This window comes from Bacillus sp. JJ1532 (assembly GCF_036965085.1).
Lineage (GTDB): Bacteria > Bacillota > Bacilli > Bacillales > Cytobacillaceae > Cytobacillus.
Window position 1 is genome coordinate 93,784 of sequence record NZ_JBALOW010000011.1, and the last position, 18,060, is coordinate 111,843.

Here is an 18,060-nt window from a genome sequence, read left to right on the forward strand (position 1 = left end):
GCTTAATCTGGCTGATAACTGATGTGAATTGGCTGACAAACTGTTTGATCTGGCTGATAACTGATGTTAATTGGCTGACAAACTGTTTAATCTACCTATCAACTAGGTGAAATTCGTTGAAAAATGCCAACTTTTTAGCGTATGAATATGGAAAAACCTATTGTCATTCTAAAACTAACGTCCATCGGGGTTCAGTGGCTATAAATTTAAACCAATTTTAAACTTCACCACACCTTTGATTTAACCGTGCCTGGTTAAGATGGTTTATGAGGTGATTATGGTGAGTGAATTTATTATTGAAACGAACGAGTTAACAAAGAAATTTAAGAACCGATATGCGGTAGAAACGGTGAATCTTCAAATTAAACAAGGAGAGATTTATGGATTTCTAGGTCCAAATGGAGCTGGAAAAACAACGACCATCCGGATGCTTCTGGGGTTAGCAAAACCATCATATGGCTCCATTCGCATTTTTGGAAAGGATATGAAGAAGGAAAAGCTTTCTGTGTTAAAAAAAATAGGGTCATTAGTGGAGTATCCATCGTACTACGGGCATTTAACAGCTTATGAGAATCTGGAAGCGATTCGTATTTTACTAGATGCTCCGAAGTCAAGAATTGAAGAGGTTCTGCGCATCGTCCGTCTGTCAAAAGAAGCGAAGAGACCAGTTAAGGGGTTTTCGCTTGGAATGAAGCAAAGGCTCGGAATCGCGGCTGCTTTATTAGGAAATCCGGAATTGCTTATTTTAGACGAGCCAACAAATGGGCTGGACCCATCTGGCATTCTAGAAATCCGCGAATTGATCAAAAGCATGCCAAAAGAGCATGGAATGACCATCCTCGTATCGAGCCATTTGCTATCTGAAATCGACCAAATGGCGACAAAGGTTGGGATTATATCAAAAGGGAAAATGATTTTTCAGGATTCAATCGAAACGTTAAGGCAAAGATCGCAAAGCAAAATTTCCTTAAAAGTTAATGATACGGAACAAGCGTGGAGAATGCTTTTATCAAAAGGCATCCAGGCTGAGATGGAAAATAAGCAATTATATTTGCCGTATTCATCTGATTCGCATGTTTCTACTGTCATCCATGAGCTTGTGAACAGTCGCTTTTCTGTGTACCGAGTTCAGGAGGAGAAGAAATCGCTGGAGGAAATTTTCCTGGAGCTGACTGGTGGGGAGGCGAGCTTGTAATGTTGAAAAGCCTCTTTTCTGACTTCATTAAAATAAAGCGAAAAATGATTTGGTTTCTTATTTTTCTTGGACCATTTGGGGTTGTGGTGCTGGAAGCGGTCAACTTCGGTTTAAGATATGATTATTTAACAAAGCGCTATAAAGCGGATTTATGGGGAGGACTTATTGGGGAAGCGAGCTTTATGGCAATACCGGCCCTTATGCTTGGGTTGACGATCATAGCCTCCATGATTGCGGGCATTGAGCATCAAACGAATGCCTGGAAGCAGCTGCTGGCATTGCCCATTTCAAAATTTCGTGCTTTTACAGGGAAATTCGTCATTACGGCAATTCTATTATTCCTGTCTAGTACTTTGCTGTTTATCGGGGTGATTATTCTAGGAATAATCTTGAAATTTGGGACGGATATTCCGTATGTAAGCCTGCTAAAAATGGCTTATTTCACCTATTTCGCAGCTATGCCGTTTATTGCCTTTCAGCTTTGGCTGTCTATTATAATGAAAAATCAGGCGACCCCATTAACGATTGGGATTCTGAGTACCATTGTTTCAATGGGACCCTTTAAATTCCCTGATTGGTTTCCATGGAACTGGCTTTATTTGAACGTTAGCTGGGGAACCCCGATTTACTCCACACTGGCTGGATTGGGGCTAGGGATCCTTATTTACTTAATGGGCATGTTGGATTTTGGAAGAAAGGATGTGCAATAAATGGGCAAAGTGTTAAGAGCTGAATGTTTAAAGCTGCGAAAATCATCTATTTGGATGTTGATTTTTATTAGTCCGATCCTAGCTTCGTTGACAGGTTTTGGTGAATTACAAGCTGAAAAAACCTATCAATATGAAATGACTTTAACCTTTATGGTGTTTCTGCATGCATTAATTTTTCTCCCTTTACTGACCGGTGTCTTTTCAGCCTTTGTTTGCCGGTTCGAGCATGCAGGAGGAGGCTGGAAACAGCTTCTCGCTATGCCTGTTTCAAGAGGCAATGTCTATATAGCGAAATTCATCATCGTGATGGGGTTACTGGCACTGACTCAAATTCTGTTTACGGGAGGGCTTTTGCTCATCGGGCAGCTTAAAGGCTTTGAAGCAGCTATTCCATGGAAAATCATTGCATCTAGCGTAATCGGAGGCTGGGTTGCCTGTATGCCGCTTGCTGCTTTACAGCTCTTTGTCTCAACTGCCTGGTCAAGCTTTGCAGCACCACTAGCGATTAATGTGATTTTTACATTGCCCAATATTTTAATCGTGAACTCAGATAAGTTCGGTCCTTATTATCCGTGGGCACAGCCATTTCTGCTGATGATGCCTGGCTCAGGAGAAAGCTTTGGCGCGTTGAATGTACCGCTCGAAACATTGTTTATTGTTGTCTTCGGCAGCTTGGTATTGTTTTTTGCATCAGGCTTTACCTATTTTCAAAGAAAAGAAGTCTAGCATCCTTCTGATTGGGAGGATGTTTTTCCTTCTATGTTGTGAATTTATAGCCAATTCCCCGAACCGTTTGGATAAAAGGGTAGTCTGAGTATTGGGCAATTTTCTCACGAAGGTTTTTAATATGCACATCGACTGTGCGTTCATTAATTAATTTTTCTTCTTTTTCGTAAATGAACGAAATGATTTGTTCTCTTGTTAATACTTGATCGGGATGTGTCATGAAAAGATAAAGCAATTTATATTCAAAGAGAGTGAGGTCAAGTGGTGCATCTATAAATTTAGCCATGCCAACGATCGGCTTGAGAGTAAGCCCACGATAGCTGATTTTACTGCAGCGGTTCGCAGTTCTTCTTAAAACCGTTTCAATTCGGGTAGTTAATTCCTCCAAACTAAAGGGCTTTGCCATATAGTCATCTGCACCTAATTTTAATCCGTCTATTCTTTCTTTTTCACTATGCAAGGCGGAAAGAATGATGATAGGTACATTGCTGTTCAAATCCTGACGAAGCCAGATGCAGATTTCTTCTCCGCTTAATCCGGGCAGCATCATATCAAGGATAATAAAGCACGGGTCATACTTCATATACTGCTCCTTTGCTTCAAAGCCGTCCGCCGCCTCAATAACTTCAAAGCCTTCTCTTTGCAAGGACAATTTGATTAACCTTCTAATTCGTTCCTCATCATCAATAATCAGGATGGTTTTTCCTCTAAGCTTATTCATCAAAAAGTTACACCCCTTTCTCAATCTCGTATTAATTATATAGAAATGAGTCCTTCATTTGAGAGAGTCCGAGATTTATTCACAAAAATAACAAAAACCCGGCAAAGGTGCCTGGCTCCGCGATACATTATCTAGTGTCAAATGAGTGGTGTAGCATTCTAGATATTTGTACTGTTGTGGAGCCTGGCGCTTGATAGGCTACTTTTTCGCTGTGCTATCCTTCTTTTTCCCGGCAAGGGTTTCGTATGCAGCATCGTCTGGGGCATCTCCATTTGGCCAATCATAAATTTTATCCGGGAAGTCAGGTCGCATTTGGGCATTAATATAGGCCGCTAGATTCATAGCTTCCTCATCAGTAAGAGAGCCTTGTGAGTAACCCTCAACTTCCGCCTTGGGCATATATTCTTTAATAAAGCCTGCGGCTGTTCTTAGTCTAGCCATCCCAGCTCCGATATTGTATGAATCGTCACCCCAAAGAGCTAGAGGTGTACCCTGACCGCCATTTTCGCCGTGGCAGGTAATACAGGCTTTATTGTAAAGCTCTCGGCCTTCTTCAATGTCGACATTTTCAATATGGGCTTCCGACCTATTTAACTTAGCCCAAGGTCTTTCTGTTGTGCCATCAGGGACATTTTGCGAAATATAATCGTAGAACGCAACCATCGCTTTCATTTCCTGTGAATCCTTTGGCAGCGGCTTTCCATTCATACTTCTTTTGAAACACCCGTTGATACGATCTTCAAGTGTAACCTCTTTCCCGGCCCGAGGATTATACTGCGGGTAGGTTTTTGAAATTCCTACTAGGTCTAGGGAACCCCCATATCCTCCGTTGGCATGGCAGCTTGCACAGCTTAAAGTGTTTCCGACATATCCGTCCAATGCGGTGCTTGTTTCAGTTGCATACTTGTGGCCGAGCTTAATTAATTCGCCCTCTTCTCCCTCAGGTACATCGTCTAGGCTTGGCGGGGCATACGGATGCTTAGGGGTATTTTCAGCTTGTGCCTGACTTGGGTTTGAAAGCTGTGAATCTGCAGCTATACTTTTATCAGAATCTTTCACAATAAAATAGGTCATCGTGAAGCCCAATACTAATAAAGAAATAATACCTAGAACAGATGATAGAAACAGCTTATTCATCCTATTTTTCCTCCCTTATTATGAATTCGCCCTCAGTATAAATTGGGTTTGTTAAGATTCGGTTAATAAACACGGAATTATAATTTGAACGTTTTGTGAAGACACAAATCATTCAAATTATAAAAACTTGAAGGATTAAGAAATACATGCCTGATGCGAAAGCAAAAGGTATACTAAAGAGAAGAAGTGAGAAAATGGATGGATAGGAAGCTAGGGATTTCAAGTGTTAATCCTATTGAATGGGCAGGTGAGGTCATGCAGGTAACAGGGATCATCATGGCGGGCGGCCGTTCGAGCAGAATGGGGACGAATAAGGCGCTTTTGCCCATTGGTGGTAAAACAGTAATAGAAAGAATTGTCCAGGAGTTAAGTAAGATTGTCTCAGATCTGGTGATTGTCACAAATACGTTTGAGGACTATCAATTCCTAGGGCTTCCAATGGTTCAGGACCATTGGAGGGACATGGGGCCGTTGGCTGGAATCCATGCAGGATTAAGTGCCTCCAGTACAGAAAAAAATCTAATCGTGGCGTGTGACATGCCGTTTATTTCTTCTCAGGTTGGAGACATTTTGTTGACCTTTTTAGATGATTATCAAGTCGCTGTCCCTGATGTTTCAGACCAGCTTCATCCATTGTTTGCTGCCTACCGGAAGGATACTCTTGGGGAGGTCCAGCAATCCCTGCAAAATCAGGAGCTGCGAATCAGGCAGTTTTTTAAACATACTAAGACGAAGTACGTTACAGAAGCATGTCTTCAGAAACATCACTACCATTATCAGGAGCAGCATTTCTTTAACATGAATCACCGGGATGATTTTGAAAGGGCTTTAAAAATGGAGGGGGATTTTAATCGGAAATAGAGGCTTCCTCTTTGGAATTTGTCCGAAAATTTGATATGTTGTTAGTAACAAACTTTAACGATAAATTGAGATTAAATATGTAGTTGGGGAGGGGATTACTTGAATTTTTACGAGATTTCTAAGGAGCCGATTGTCATTCAAGAGGTGATTGATAAAGTGGTCCAGCGTGAAGCGGGGGCGATTACGACCTTTATCGGCACAGTACGAGAATTAACACATGGAAAAAAGACTTTGTACTTAATTTATGAGGCCTATGAAGCGATGGCAGTTAAGAAGCTTGAACAGATTGGCCATGAAATAAAGGAGCGCTGGAGCGGGGCTGAGGTTGCGATTACTCATCGTGTCGGGAAGCTTGATATTACTGATATCGCAGTCGTTATTGCGGTTTCAACCCCTCATCGTGCAGATGCTTATGAAGCAAATCGATATGCGATTGAACGGATTAAGGAAATTGTTCCGATTTGGAAAAAGGAGCATTGGGAGGATGGAGAGGAATGGATAGGCAATCAGCTTGAAACGGTTGCTTATCCAAAAGGAAAACCGGAGGAGAGTGACTTACATGAATAAAATTTTGTTTTTTGCTCATTTGCGTGACGCTGTTGGGGAAGAATCCGTGGAATTGAACGTGAGCGGCAGAACCGTTGCCGAGTTGAAACAGATAATCTCTGAAACATATAAGTCCGTTAATCTGGAAAATGTGATGACAGCTATTAATGAAGAATTTGCTTCAAATGAAGAGGCTATTCAAGCTGGGGATACTGTTGCGTTTATTCCTCCGGTCAGTGGAGGCTGATGTTTTATGGATGATCGATACTCCCGGCAGACCCTGTTTCCATTCATAGGGAAAGAGGGGCAGGAGAATATCCGTTCCAAGCATGTATTAATGATTGGAGCGGGTGCTTTAGGTTCAGGCAATGCTGATATTTTAACAAGAGCGGGCATTGGAAAGCTAACAATCGTTGACCGCGATTATGTGGAGGCCAGCAATCTGCAGCGGCAGCAGCTTTATACAGAACAGGATGTAGAAGAGAAGCTTCCAAAGGCGGCAGCAGCTGCACAACGTTTGAAAGCCATAAATTCAGACGTTAACATTCAAGCCTTGATTGCAGATGCGAATCCGGAAATGATGGAGGACCTTGTACAAGGTATAGATTTAATCATTGATGCAACGGATAATTTCGAAACAAGAATGATGATTAATGATATCTCACAAAAACATAATATCCCATGGATCTATGGGGGATGTGTCGGAAGCTTCGGCATGAGCCTGACCATTATCCCTGGAAAGACCCCTTGTTTGAATTGCCTGCTTAAAACTATTCCTATTCAAGGGATGACCTGTGATACGGGCGGAATCATTGCACCGGCTGTCCAGATGGTCATATCACACCAAGCTGCAGAAGCTATGAAAATTCTTGTAGAAGACTGGGATGCTGTTAGAACTTCCTTCGTCAGCTTTGATTTATGGAGAAATCAATATACGAGTATGAAGGTTTCGAAAGCAAAGGATAAGGGCTGTTTATCGTGCGGGGAAATGAGAACCTACCCATATCTCGACAGCGAAAATATGATGAAATCAACGGTCCTTTGTGGAAGGGATACCGTGCAAATTCGTCCGCCAAGACAGCAGCAAATTCAGTTGGGTGAATTATCTCGTCAGTTGAAATCCCTAGGTTATCAAGTGAAGGGTAATCCTTATTTACTTTCGGTTGAAATGGAGGAGCAGCGTCTCGTTATTTTTAATGATGGCCGGGCGCTCATCCATGGCACGAAGGATTTAACACAGGCTAGAGCGACTTATCAGCGTTTGCTTGGATAATGAACCATTAGCTAAGTTTAAATGCGGCTTTTAAAAGATAGGCATAAGGATAAAGGAGGGGTCCTATTCTGTAATGGGTAGGCCCCTTTTTAAGGTCCTATTTTAGCGTTTTCTACATCATTCGCCTTGTTTCACGTGAAACAGACAGGTTTTGGCAGAAGTCGCCCTAAATGTAGTGTAATCGAAAATTCATTTGCTATCATGTATAATGTAGAATGATTAATTTGGAGAATGAAAATGATGGCAAAGAGAGTCGATTGTTTTAAGTGTAAATATTTCTATGTAACGTGGGATCAAAGATTTCCTAAAGGCTGTAGAGCTTTTCAATTCAAAACAGCAATGCTTCCTTCCATGGAAGTTTTGCGTGCATCGGGACAGCCGTGCATGCGTTTTGAAAGAAAGGGAGATAAGCAGGGGACTTGATGTTGCCCCATTTTTATAAGTTTAATGTGAATGCTAAGGAGTGATTGTGTTGAACATTTCCGTCCAGCAGCTTTTAGGAAAGATGGAAAAGGAATTGAAGGAAGCAAAGGATAGTTCAACAACTGCAAAGCTGCGGGAAAGGATTCATGCGATTAAATCGTTATGTGAATTAATTCTCGATGAGCCGGCACAGGAAAAGGGAGAATCTTCTTCAATAAGTTCTTACACGGCGCCAGCCATCCAGCACGTTCAGCCAGCCTCCATCCAGCAGCCGAAGCGAATGGATATGGATGACAGTGCTAATGGGGAATCGCTATTTGATTTTTAAATCTAGAGGCTTTTTAGGAAGTCAGAAGACAGAGGTGAGGGAAGTAGAATGAAACTATTTATCATTATAGGGGCTTTAAATGCCTTCTTATCTGTGGCTTTGGGTGCATTTGGAGCCCATGGTCTTGAAAAAGTGGTGGAACCGAAGTATCTGGAAATTTGGAAGACAGGTGTACAGTATCAAATGTTTCATGCTACAGGCCTATTAGTTATTGGGGTATTGCTTGGTAAAATGCCGGCAAATGCTTTATTATCCTGGTCAGGCTGGATGATGCTCATCGGGATTATTCTTTTCTCAGGGAGCTTATATGTTTTAAGTGTCACCCAAATCAGTGTCCTTGGCGCTATTACACCTTTAGGCGGGGTATCCTTTTTGGCGGCCTGGGTGCTATTGATTATAGCTGCTGTGAAGTATTTATAAGTGTAAACCAAAAGAAGCTTTGACTAGTTTGTCAAAGCTTCTTTTTTGGTTATAGATAAGAAAGTATAACTTTACTCGAGTTAGAGAACTGTCTAGCTCCACAAGGAACGCACCGGCAGCATAATCATCGCACGAGTAAAAGCGTTAGCTTTTAGGAGGAGCGCCCACCCCCGACAAGCACAAGCCAATCCTCCCAGAAAGGCAAAGAACACCTTTCCGTGAGGATTGGCTTGTGCTTGTCGGGGGTGGGCACAAAGGAAAGCTTCCGCGAATAATCATCGCAGGAACAATTGCCCTTTGATTGTTCCGAAGGCGCTTCCGCTTTTCGTAATCATCTAGGGCTAAACTGCGATAACATTCCAGGTGGTGTGAAACCTGGGTACTCGTATTCGATTTCTTCGGAGAATGTCACATAATCTACATACACCATTGGAATTAAGAACCTCATGCCTGATTGAGGATCGCTTAATATGACATGGTCTCTTCCAGCGGCTTCGATTATTCCTTCAAACTTTTTCGCATTCCACTCTCTATTATTCTCAAAGGTTGCATAAACGGTGACAAGCTTCCCTTTGTTTAAGCGCAGAATGTTCTCAATATAAGATTGTTCAATCGGAAGCATGCCAGGTACCTGCGGGCCAGTTGTTTGTGGGTTCATTCCAGTTGTTTGCGGAGGAAGCATCCCCCCAGTTGGCATCATCCCCATTGTTTGCTGAAATGTTGGCATTGGTGGCATGCCAGGCTGGGCACTCATTGAAGGCTTTTGTCCCGGCACACCTGCCATAGGCTGCTGAAACCCATAATAAGGTGTTCCATATGGATTAAAACCTGATTGACTCATCTTTTCCCCTCCCAAGCTTAAAATAATTCTAATAAAGTTAAACAGCACCCCATTTTTATGAACTGTTGTTCAAAATGGCGGCGTGAGCGGAGCTATGTATCTCATTTAAATATGTGAACCCCCACTCCATTTCCTTCATAAAAAAGAACCTTGAAGCATCGCAGACTTTTTTCTCAAGGGAAGTGTGATCATAATTAATAGATTGTCAGAAATTTTTCCTCATAAACACCTTGAAGGAAACTAGGAAAAATTCATAATAAGGATTGGATAACCACTCACTAACTCATTAGTATGTTCATGCTTGTTCCTTTATGCTTTTTTGAATAAAAAAGAAGAGCCTCAATAGGAGGAGGGGAAAAAGGAGGATTATATTAAAAAAATACTCCTAGATCAATTATCTAGGAGTTAAAACAGTTAATTGACATGCAGCAGCTTGCCAATTTGATTTTCTTCAAGCAGATTTCCAACGTAGAAAGAGCCAAATTCGCCATAGCGTGCACTTACTTCGTCAAAACGCATTTCATATACAAGCTTTTTGAATTGAAGTGCATCATCCGAGAATAGCGTAACGCCCCATTCATAGTCATCTAAGCCAACAGAACCGGTAATAATTTGTTTCACCTTGCCGGCATACTGGCGGCCAATCATTCCGTGGCTGCGCATCATATTGCGGCGATCCTCCATCGGAAGCATATACCAGTTATCATTGCCCTGGCGGCGTTTATCCATTGGATAGAAGCATACATGCTTCGCTTTAGGCAGAATAGGATATAGGCGGGCAAGTATTTCTGGACTTTGGTAAGGGTCCTGATCGGAAGGCAAGTAATTGCTTAATTCCACAATGGACACATAGGAATACACAGGAACCGTATATTCAGCTAGTTTCGTTTTATTGAATTCATTTTCAATTTCATTTAATTCTTCTAAAGTTGGTCTTAACACCATCATCATGAAATCGGCTTTTTGGCCAACAACAGTATACAATGCGTGGCTGCCTTTTTTCTCACTCTGAACCCCATTCCATTTATCAACTAGGGTTACAAACTCATGGATAGCTGCTTGGCGCTCATCACTAGAAAGCATCTTCCAAGACGTCCAATCAATAGCACGGAAGTCATGTAAACTATACCAGCCCTCGAGCGTTTTTGCTGCTTCACTCATAACTATCACTCCTATTATGTAATAAGAAAATTACACCATTACTATATCACAGTTTCTCCAATTAACCACTTTATAAAACTTGAAAAAGGAAGGGAAGACCGAATAGTATGGCGAAATTATGGATACTTTGTTACAGGAGGCAAATTGGAAGAATTGAATTTGACGATAAAAGAGTCAAGCATTAGATTAGAATAGAGGATTAACTTTTTCCAGCAAAAGGAGATTATTGGATGATTGATTTATTTAGAAAGTTAAAGGAAAAGATCAAGGGGAAGAATATAAAAATCGTATTTCCGGAAGGGACGGATAATCGAATTTTAGCTGCTGCGGGAAGACTTGCGGAAGAAAAAATTCTGACGCCCATCTTAATTGGCCAGATTCACGAAATTGAGGCAAAGGCGAAAGAGATGAATCTTTCTCTGGGGGGTGCGGAAATTTACGATCCAAGTCAAAGTGCGTTGACAGATGAAATGGTTGCTGCTTTTGTAGAAAGAAGGAACGGAAAAGCTTCAGAAGCGGATGCGAGAAAAATTCTTCTGGACGAAAATTACTTCGGAACGATGCTCGTGTATATGAATAAAGCGGATGGACTTGTAAGCGGGGCTGCCCATTCAACGGCGGATACCGTTCGTCCGGTATTGCAGATCATTAAAACGATAGAAGGTGTGAAGAAAACATCAGGTGTTTTCATTATGGTTCGGGAGGATGAAGAGTATGTTTTCGCGGATTGTGCTATAAATATTGCTCCCGACAGTCAGGACTTGGCGGAGATCGCTATTGAAAGTGCTAGAACAGCGAAAATGTTTGATATTGAGCCGCGCGTAGCGATGCTGAGCTTTTCAACGAAGGGATCAGCGAAGTCGCCAGAAACCGATAAAGTTATTGCTGCTGTTGAAGAGGTGAAAAAACGGAATCCGCAGTTATTAATTGATGGAGAGTTTCAGTTTGATGCTGCATTTGTCCCATCTGTGGCTAAAAAGAAGGCACCAGATTCACCGATTCAAGGGGATGCGAATGTTTTTATTTTCCCAAGCTTGGAAGCAGGAAATATCGGCTATAAAATTGCTCAGCGTCTTGGAAGGTTTGAGGCGATCGGCCCTATTTTACAAGGGTTGAACCAGCCGGTTAACGACCTTTCCCGCGGATGCAATGAAGAGGATGTCTATAAACTAGCCTTAATTACTGCGGCACAGGCATTGAGAGATTAATTAGGCTAGGATTGAGGGCCGGGCTTTAAGTCCGTCTCTTTTTTTTCGAGATTGTTGCTGATATAATGTGCTTTGGCTAATAAATGTTAGTGTTTTATTGAAAAGGATTCGCTCAAAAGGAGAACCACTATATGAATGACTTATTACAGCAAGATCAATGGAGAGTGATTGATCAATCGTCAGCAGCCGTCCATTTGCCTGCTTTATATTCATTCGGAATGGATGATACCCTCTGTGCATCGGTTGGGAGCGGCATGGCACCTCCAACGGCAAGGGCTTGGGTTCACCGTGATACGGTTGTATTAGGCATCCAGGATACAAAGCTCCCCTTTCTGGAAGAGGGGATTAGCTATTTGCAGAATGAGGGTTATCGGGTCATCGTCAGAAATTCTGGCGGATTGGCTGTAGTTTTGGATGAAGGGATCTTAAATTTAACTCTAGTTTTTTCAGAAAGTGATAAGGGCATTGATATTAATCGGGGCTATGATGCAATGTGGATGCTCATTAAGGAAATGTTTTCTGATTTTAATAAAGAAATAGAGGCAATGGAGATTGTCGGTTCCTATTGTCCGGGAAGCTATGATTTAAGTATAGGCGGGAAAAAGTTTGCCGGTATTTCTCAAAGGCGCCTGCGAAATGGGGTGGCCGTGCAGATTTATCTTTGTGTTCATGGAAGCGGGAGTGCTCGTGCTGCACAAATTGAACGTTTTTATGCCATTTCCAAGAAAGACATTGACACGAAATTTCATTTTCCTGATATAAAGCCTGAGGTGATGGCTTCTTTGTCTGAATTGCTGGGGCAAAGTCTTTCGATTCAGGATGTTATGCTTCGATTTTTACAAGCATTAAAGAATCGCTCTAACCATTTATTTTCAGGTGAACTGCAGGGTGAGGAGATTTCGCTATTTGAAGGGTATCACCAGCGTATGGTCGAACGTAACGAAAAGGTGCTCGGATGAAATATGAGAAAGCCGTAACAGAGCGTTACGGCTTTTTTAAAAAAAATCGAGGATGTAATTCCTTCTCCTGCTCCCAAAATTGGAAGTTTTATATTTACATTTATTCAGCCAGCTTTTCCAGGTTTCCGTTTCGATCCATCTTGAACTTAGTCGCTGGTCTTTCTTCTTCCTCAAAGAGGACGAGTTTGCGGGCACGGTTCATAATCTTCATTAGCGTCTCGTAATCTTCTTGGATTGTTTCCGAATTTTCTTCGAGCTGATTAATCTTACCCTCTAGCTCTTCGTTTCGGCTCTTAATCTGTGCATTCTCTCGCTTCAATCTTTCATTCTCATTTCTCAAAATATCTAGTTGAATACTCGAGTGTTTTAAAGATTGTAAGTAAGTGATGATGCGATCGAGATTTAAATCAGAATCTCCTGTTAAAGCTCCGCTTGTGTAGCTTGGTTTCTCCACATAGACAGGAATAGGGCTTGCTTCGATAATTTCCATTGATTCATCCTGTTCTGCAGGTGCTGATATCATCATTGCCGCAGCAGGTACGGCTTCAACCTCTGAAATGGCTGGTGCAGGCGGCGAATAGAGCAGCTTTTTCTTTCCGCTTTGTTCTTTTCCAAGCAAGCGCTGCCTTTGCTTCCGCTGTTTTTTAGCGAGCTGTAAAGCCTTTTCGTATTGATGCCTCACTACTGCATTCCAGCGAAATCCACAGGCCGCAGAAGTTCGGTCGAGGCGGTCTCCCACTTCTTCAAAAGCATTTAATTGTGTACTTCCTTCTCTTACATGTCTTAAAACGGTTTCAGCTAGTAATAAATCATTTTCTTCCGTCCATGCATCCTGACGTACTTTCATTTCTTCAACTCCCAATTCATTTACATTTTTTAATTCTTAATATAAGGATGGACATTTCAGAAGAAAAATATACAAAGTGAATTAAAAGGATAGTAGATTTTTTTATTTTTTCAATAGATAGGTATTCTGAACACTTTAGATTCATATGTTTATTTGCCCTTTTTCAGTGCTTGATATAGGTGACAGCTTGCATTAGAAGGAAAGAAGCTGTAAAATACAGCAAGAGAATCGAAAAGCGGAAGCGCCTTGACCAGGGGCGACAAGCATAAGGCAATCAGTCGAGAAGGTTGCACTTTAACCTTCTTGACTGATTGACTTATGACCTCGAGCCCCTAGGCGCTGGAGCTAGACAATATCGAAAAGGGGAAGCGCAGGTTCAGATAGTTTTTATACTCGAATGCTGCAGGACCCTCGCTGATTAAAATTTCACCTTTATCTTAATTTCAGGCGGCATTTGCCCCATTTTGTATAAATATTTTTTAAGATTGACCATAGAAAGGGTTGTAATAAATATGGCAAACGAATTTCGTGTTTGCGACGATTGTCAGGGTGTTAATTTAAAAACCTTAATTCCCCGTTTGAAGGAAATAGATCCAGAAGCGAAAATCGAGATAGGCTGCCAATCTTATTGTGGACCGGGCCGTAAGAAAACATTTGCCTTCGTCAATAATCGTCCGCTCGCTGGATTAACAGAAGAGGAATTAATGGAAAAAGTAAATAAAAAGCTTAAGAAATAAAATCACCTTAAAGATCGCCTTGAGGTGATTTTTGTTTTCCCGCCTACACCAAGGTTTTCGTCGAATTCTGCAGAATTAGCAGATTTTCTGTAGTGAATTGCAGAAGGAAACGGGCTATAATAGAGACACATTAGAAGATCGGAGGTAAATGATGGCATATCCGGTGGAGAAGTTACGTGAAGAAAAGGTATTTAAAGACCCTGTCCATCGCTATATTCACGTGAGGGATCGGGTAATCTGGGATTTAATTGGGACGAAGGAGTTTCAGCGCCTTAGACGAATTAAGCAGCTCGGGACTACTTATTTAACCTTTCATGGGGCTGAACATAGCCGATTTAACCATTCCTTGGGGGTTTACGAAATTATTCGGCGAATTGCCGATGATGTTTTCAACGGCAGGCCGGAATGGAATGAAGATGATCGTCTCCTCTCCCTATGCGCAGCCTTACTCCACGATTTAGGACATGGCCCATTTTCCCATTCATTTGAAAAAGTCTTTGACCTCGACCATGAGCACTATACAAGAGCAATCATTCTCGGAAAAACAGAAGTCAACCACGTTCTTTCAACCATAAGTGCTGATTTTCCTATGAAGGTTGCTGAAGTCATCGCGAAAACGTCAAAAAACAAATTAGTCGTAAGCCTTATTTCCAGTCAGATCGATGCTGACCGCATGGATTATTTGCAAAGGGATGCCTACTATACAGGGGTCAGCTACGGCCATTTTGATATGGAGCGGATTTTGCGCGTCATGCAGCCGGGGGAAGATCAGGTTGTCTTTAAACAAAGCGGCATGCACGCCGTTGAGGACTATATTATGAGCCGGTACCAGATGTATTGGCAAGTATACTTTCATCCTGTGACGAGAAGTGCTGAAGTGATTTTGACGAAAATTTTGCACCGTGCTAAAGACTTACATAAGCAGGGCTATTCTTTTAAATCGCATCCAAATCATTTTTTCTCGATGTTTAATGGGGAAATTACACTTGAAGATTATATGAAACTAGATGAAGCAATCATCCTTTATTATTTTCAAATGTGGCAGGAAGAAGAGGATCCTATTTTACGGGACCTTTGCCGCCGCTTTATGAATCGCAATCTATTTAAATATGCTGAATTTGATCCTGCAAAGGAATATAAAAAGCTTGCGGAGCTGTCCATTCTATTTCAAAAGGCAGGAATTGATCCTGAGTATTACCTAGTTGTCGATTCCTCATCCGACCTCCCATATGATTTTTACCGGCCGGGAGAAGAAGAAGAACGGCTGCCGATTTCTTTGCTTATGAAAAATGGAGAAATTCGGGAGCTTTCCCGGGAATCTGAAATTGTCGATGCAATCTCTGGAAAAAGGAGAACCGACCATAAATTATATTATCCAGCAGATTTTCTAAAAGACTTTTCAACGGAACCAGCGATAAAAAAGGACATTTGCAAGCTGCTTGAAATAGACGTGTCACGGTATTAAATGGAGTAGGAGTTGACGTATCTTGTTGAAAGATCATGCTAAAATCATTCATGCCATTGCTGCCTCAGAAGAAATAATTGGACGGAAACGGCTTCAGAAAATGGTATATATCGCAAAAAAATTAGAATTCCCTTTCCAGGAAAGATTTCAATTTCACTTTTATGGTCCTTACTCGGAGGAATTGACTTTGAGAGTGGAGGAGCTATGCAATATGGGCTTCCTCAATGAGGTGAAGGAGAAGAAGGGTGGCTATTACCAGTATCGCTATACATTAACGGAGAATGGCAAGGAGTTCTTGAGCCTTAATGAAGAGGTGGCTATGCCCAATCTTCAAGATTGCTTGACTGATATGAACAGTCAAAATGCAAGATTCCTTGAGCTTGTATCAACCGTACTTTTTTTCGAAAACCTGCCGAAAGAAGAAGTACAAGAGAAGATTTTTACGTTAAAAAGCAAGCAGCGCTATACGGAGGAAGAAGTGGAGACTGCTTATCAATATATTGAAAGCTTGAAAGAAAAAGCCGGGCATTGAGCTTGCCTGGCTTTTCTGCTGGAAGTAGGGGGACTTGTCGCACCTCTGCACAAATTATTGGTCGCTAAAACGCTTGCCAGCAACAGCGTAATGATTCTTGGACATTTCCTCGATAAACACAACAACATTTTCCTTCGGTGCTCCTGTTGTTTCGCTTACTGCGTCTGTTACCTTCTCAACGAGTGATTTCTTTTGTTCCTCTGTACGGCCTTCTAGCATTTTTACTGTTACATATGGCATGGGGATCTCTCCTTTTTTGTTGGCTGGGGTATTCCGCTTTGATTTTACAGGCGGTTTACCTCAGCTTTTCCTAATGTTTGTAGTTTTTCATATTTCAGAAAAATGTGCAAGTGGTTCGTTCGTTTTCCTTTTATCCTCGATATCGTGTATAATTTTTTTAAGTTGTAATTAAAGGGGTTTTGGCCTTGGAACAATTTTTAGCCTTTAATTTAAAGGAAATTCCTTATGTGGCGATTACGTTAATGATTGCTTTTACCGTTCATGAATTTGCTCATGCGTTTGTCGCCTATAAATTCGGCGACCCAACAGCGAAAAATCAAGGAAGATTGACGTTAAATCCGATTCGGCATTTAGATCCAATTGGAACCATTCTGATTTTTATTGCAGGCTTTGGCTGGGCAAGACCTGTTCCGGTTAACAGATTCTTCTTTAAAAATCCGCGTTTAGCAGGAATTTCGGTATCCATTGCCGGTCCTATCAGCAATTTAATCATGGCGTGCTTAGGGTTTCTCATTTGGTATGCTATGGTCGGAACGGGTGTCGCAGCTGGATTACCGTCCTTTGTCCCAGACTTCTTAAATATTTTTATCCATCTCAATTTAGTTTTGTTTGTTTTTAACTTAATCCCGCTCCCGCCTTTAGACGGATATCGTATTGTGGAGGATTTAATGCCAAAATCGATTAGACCGCGATTAACACAATATGAGGCATATGGATCGGTCATTTTCTTAATTCTTGTGATCACGCCGCTCAACCAATATACGATTCAGCCAATCTTTCGTTTTGTTTTGCCTGTCGTTGCAGATGGGTTAGCTAACTTCTTTGGTGGGATATTTTTATAAAAAGTTTTTTTGAAAAAAGGAGGAACTTCAAGTTGGAAGAAAAAAAGAAGAAAAATATTGGATTCAATATTATTAAGAGTGATCCGACTGACGGACACGGAGGCTTTGGCTCGGGGTCGTTAAGTTTGGATAATGTTTCGCCTGTCATCATTGACGTGGAGGCGGGGGAGGCATCGATTGAAGTGGGTGCGTTGCATGCCCGCAGCCCAGTGGAAAAGGGTATTAAATTCCTGCCCAATAAGGAAGAAGTGCCAAATGGAAAGCCGTATTGGCTGATTTGGGTAACGATTGACCGCAAAGAGGACGGTCCTTATTATGCAGGTGTGACGGCTTGTGAAATGACGGTAGATCGAGAAATTCGCAGAGGCTATAAATCCTTGCCAGAGCATGTAAACCGCATGGATAAATCGATTAAACGCCATATTATGGTTGATCATATGGATGCCAAATCGAAGAAAATTCTAAGTGATTTTCTGAAAAATCACGATGCTGGCATGTGGGAACGGTCTCTACAACAACTGAAGGATGATTTGCAAGAAAATTAAAATAATCTTTTTAATTTATGACGAAATTGTGACAGATTACTGACTTAAATTTCTAACTACTTGCCCAAATCTAATAAAAAATAGTACACTATTTAACAGTGTGAATGCACTGTATAGAACTAGGACACGAAAAACCTCGGGCCTTTTGGCACGAGGTTTTTCACTTTTTTTTGTCGGTTTTTTGGAAATATTGATTTAGAAAGATCTTATGGAAACACTGGATGGCGGCACCCAAGAACAGGGAAAGATTTAATGACGCCTCTTTGATGATGTTTTTTTATAGGGAGGGATTTAAGGCCATCTCTAATCGCCCTTGTACCTTGATTTTTCCATAGGAAGGTAG

22 protein-coding genes are annotated in these 18,060 nt (G+C 41.5%); 16 read left to right on the forward strand and 6 right to left on the reverse strand.

The features are described 5' to 3' along the window. Positions 1-280: 280 nt before the first annotated feature. From V7122_RS04930 to V7122_RS04940, 3 genes are read left to right on the forward strand one after another with little or no spacing between them, the layout of a single operon-like run. Positions 281-1,195 (forward strand): ABC transporter ATP-binding protein, encoded by a 915-nt coding sequence (locus tag V7122_RS04930; protein WP_335525951.1) that lies wholly within the window; start codon positions 281-283, stop codon positions 1,193-1,195. Further along, positions 1,195-1,905: an ABC transporter permease gene (locus V7122_RS04935; RefSeq protein WP_335344706.1), complete on the forward strand. Its 711-nt coding sequence runs from the start codon at positions 1,195-1,197 to the stop codon at positions 1,903-1,905. The genes V7122_RS04930 and V7122_RS04935 overlap by 1 nt, the downstream gene beginning before the upstream one ends. After that, positions 1,906-2,631, forward strand: coding sequence for an ABC transporter permease (locus tag V7122_RS04940; protein ID WP_335344705.1), 726 nt, complete (start codon positions 1,906-1,908; stop codon positions 2,629-2,631). Positions 2,632-2,662: 31 nt separating this feature from the next. Here V7122_RS04940 and V7122_RS04945 read toward each other — a convergent pair whose 3' ends face one another. Continuing rightward, positions 2,663-3,352, reverse strand: a complete 690-nt coding sequence (locus V7122_RS04945) for a response regulator transcription factor (RefSeq protein WP_335344704.1) — start codon at positions 3,350-3,352, stop codon at positions 2,663-2,665. A 198-nt stretch (positions 3,353-3,550) separates the two neighbouring features. Then, positions 3,551-4,489 (reverse strand): c-type cytochrome, encoded by a 939-nt coding sequence (locus tag V7122_RS04950; RefSeq protein WP_335525952.1) that lies wholly within the window; start codon positions 4,487-4,489, stop codon positions 3,551-3,553. 198 nt (positions 4,490-4,687) lie between these two features. Here V7122_RS04950 and mobA point away from each other — a divergent pair, with 198 nt between their 5' ends. The 6 genes from mobA to V7122_RS04980 all read left to right on the forward strand — a co-directional run bounded on the left by mobA (position 4,688) and on the right by V7122_RS04980 (position 8,340). Then, positions 4,688-5,350 carry a molybdenum cofactor guanylyltransferase gene (gene mobA, locus V7122_RS04955; protein WP_335525953.1) on the forward strand — a complete coding sequence of 221 codons (663 nt, stop codon included), beginning with the start codon at positions 4,688-4,690 and terminating at the stop codon, positions 5,348-5,350. A 99-nt stretch (positions 5,351-5,449) separates the two neighbouring features. Next, entirely contained in the window at positions 5,450-5,917 is a 468-nt protein-coding gene (locus V7122_RS04960; protein WP_335344701.1) for a molybdenum cofactor biosynthesis protein MoaE, read from the forward strand. Next, positions 5,910-6,143, forward strand: coding sequence for a molybdopterin converting factor subunit 1 (gene moaD, locus V7122_RS04965; protein WP_335344700.1), 234 nt, complete (start codon positions 5,910-5,912; stop codon positions 6,141-6,143). The genes V7122_RS04960 and moaD overlap by 8 nt, the downstream gene beginning before the upstream one ends. A 6-nt stretch (positions 6,144-6,149) precedes the next feature. Next, positions 6,150-7,169 carry a MoeB/ThiF family adenylyltransferase gene (locus tag V7122_RS04970; protein WP_335525954.1) on the forward strand — a complete coding sequence of 340 codons (1,020 nt, stop codon included), beginning with the start codon at positions 6,150-6,152 and terminating at the stop codon, positions 7,167-7,169. A gap of 469 nt (positions 7,170-7,638) precedes the next feature. After that, the gene (locus V7122_RS04975; RefSeq protein WP_335525955.1) at positions 7,639-7,920 is read left to right on the forward strand and encodes a YwdI family protein; all 282 of its coding nucleotides are present in this window, start codon (positions 7,639-7,641) and stop codon (positions 7,918-7,920) included. Positions 7,921-7,968: 48 nt separating this feature from the next. After that, entirely contained in the window at positions 7,969-8,340 is a 372-nt protein-coding gene (locus V7122_RS04980; protein ID WP_335525956.1) for a DUF423 domain-containing protein, read from the forward strand. A gap of 331 nt (positions 8,341-8,671) precedes the next feature. On the opposite strand, the gene gerQ is transcribed toward V7122_RS04980, so the two are convergent. Then, positions 8,672-9,181, reverse strand: coding sequence for a spore coat protein GerQ (gene gerQ, locus V7122_RS04985; protein ID WP_335525957.1), 510 nt, complete (start codon positions 9,179-9,181; stop codon positions 8,672-8,674). Between the two features lie 414 nt (positions 9,182-9,595). Further along, on the reverse strand, positions 9,596-10,342 hold the full coding sequence (hemQ, locus tag V7122_RS04990; RefSeq protein WP_335344695.1) for a hydrogen peroxide-dependent heme synthase: 747 nt from the start codon (positions 10,340-10,342) through the stop codon (positions 9,596-9,598). Between the two features lie 230 nt (positions 10,343-10,572). On the opposite strand from hemQ, the gene pta reads away from it, so the two are divergent. Both pta and V7122_RS05000 read left to right on the forward strand, forming a co-directional pair. Beyond that, positions 10,573-11,550, forward strand: coding sequence for a phosphate acetyltransferase (gene pta, locus V7122_RS04995; protein ID WP_335525958.1), 978 nt, complete (start codon positions 10,573-10,575; stop codon positions 11,548-11,550). Between the two features lie 131 nt (positions 11,551-11,681). Further along, positions 11,682-12,509, forward strand: coding sequence for a lipoate--protein ligase family protein (locus tag V7122_RS05000; RefSeq protein ID WP_335525959.1), 828 nt, complete (start codon positions 11,682-11,684; stop codon positions 12,507-12,509). A gap of 100 nt (positions 12,510-12,609) precedes the next feature. On the opposite strand, the gene V7122_RS05005 is transcribed toward V7122_RS05000, so the two are convergent. Beyond that, positions 12,610-13,356: an RsfA family transcriptional regulator gene (locus tag V7122_RS05005; protein ID WP_335525960.1), complete on the reverse strand. Its 747-nt coding sequence runs from the start codon at positions 13,354-13,356 to the stop codon at positions 12,610-12,612. 512 nt (positions 13,357-13,868) lie between these two features. Between V7122_RS05005 and V7122_RS05010 the strand changes: the two genes are divergently transcribed. The 3 genes from V7122_RS05010 (at position 13,869) to V7122_RS05020 (ending at position 16,090) form a co-directional block, all read left to right on the forward strand. Continuing rightward, entirely contained in the window at positions 13,869-14,093 is a 225-nt protein-coding gene (locus V7122_RS05010; protein ID WP_066296587.1) for a DUF1450 domain-containing protein, read from the forward strand. Positions 14,094-14,244: 151 nt separating this feature from the next. Next, positions 14,245-15,558: an HD domain-containing protein gene (locus V7122_RS05015; protein WP_335525961.1), complete on the forward strand. Its 1,314-nt coding sequence runs from the start codon at positions 14,245-14,247 to the stop codon at positions 15,556-15,558. Positions 15,559-15,580: 22 nt separating this feature from the next. Continuing rightward, positions 15,581-16,090 (forward strand): YwgA family protein, encoded by a 510-nt coding sequence (locus tag V7122_RS05020; RefSeq protein WP_335525962.1) that lies wholly within the window; start codon positions 15,581-15,583, stop codon positions 16,088-16,090. A 54-nt stretch (positions 16,091-16,144) separates the two neighbouring features. Here the strand turns inward: V7122_RS05020 and V7122_RS05025 are convergent, their stop codons facing one another. Next, positions 16,145-16,330 (reverse strand): 2-hydroxymuconate tautomerase, encoded by a 186-nt coding sequence (locus V7122_RS05025; RefSeq protein ID WP_335344689.1) that lies wholly within the window; start codon positions 16,328-16,330, stop codon positions 16,145-16,147. Between the two features lie 185 nt (positions 16,331-16,515). On the opposite strand from V7122_RS05025, the gene V7122_RS05030 reads away from it, so the two are divergent. Further along, positions 16,516-17,172 (forward strand): site-2 protease family protein, encoded by a 657-nt coding sequence (locus tag V7122_RS05030; protein ID WP_335525963.1) that lies wholly within the window; start codon positions 16,516-16,518, stop codon positions 17,170-17,172. Positions 17,173-17,204: 32 nt separating this feature from the next. Next, positions 17,205-17,717: a YwhD family protein gene (locus V7122_RS05035; protein ID WP_335525964.1), complete on the forward strand. Its 513-nt coding sequence runs from the start codon at positions 17,205-17,207 to the stop codon at positions 17,715-17,717. Positions 17,718-18,060: the final 343 nt, after the last annotated feature.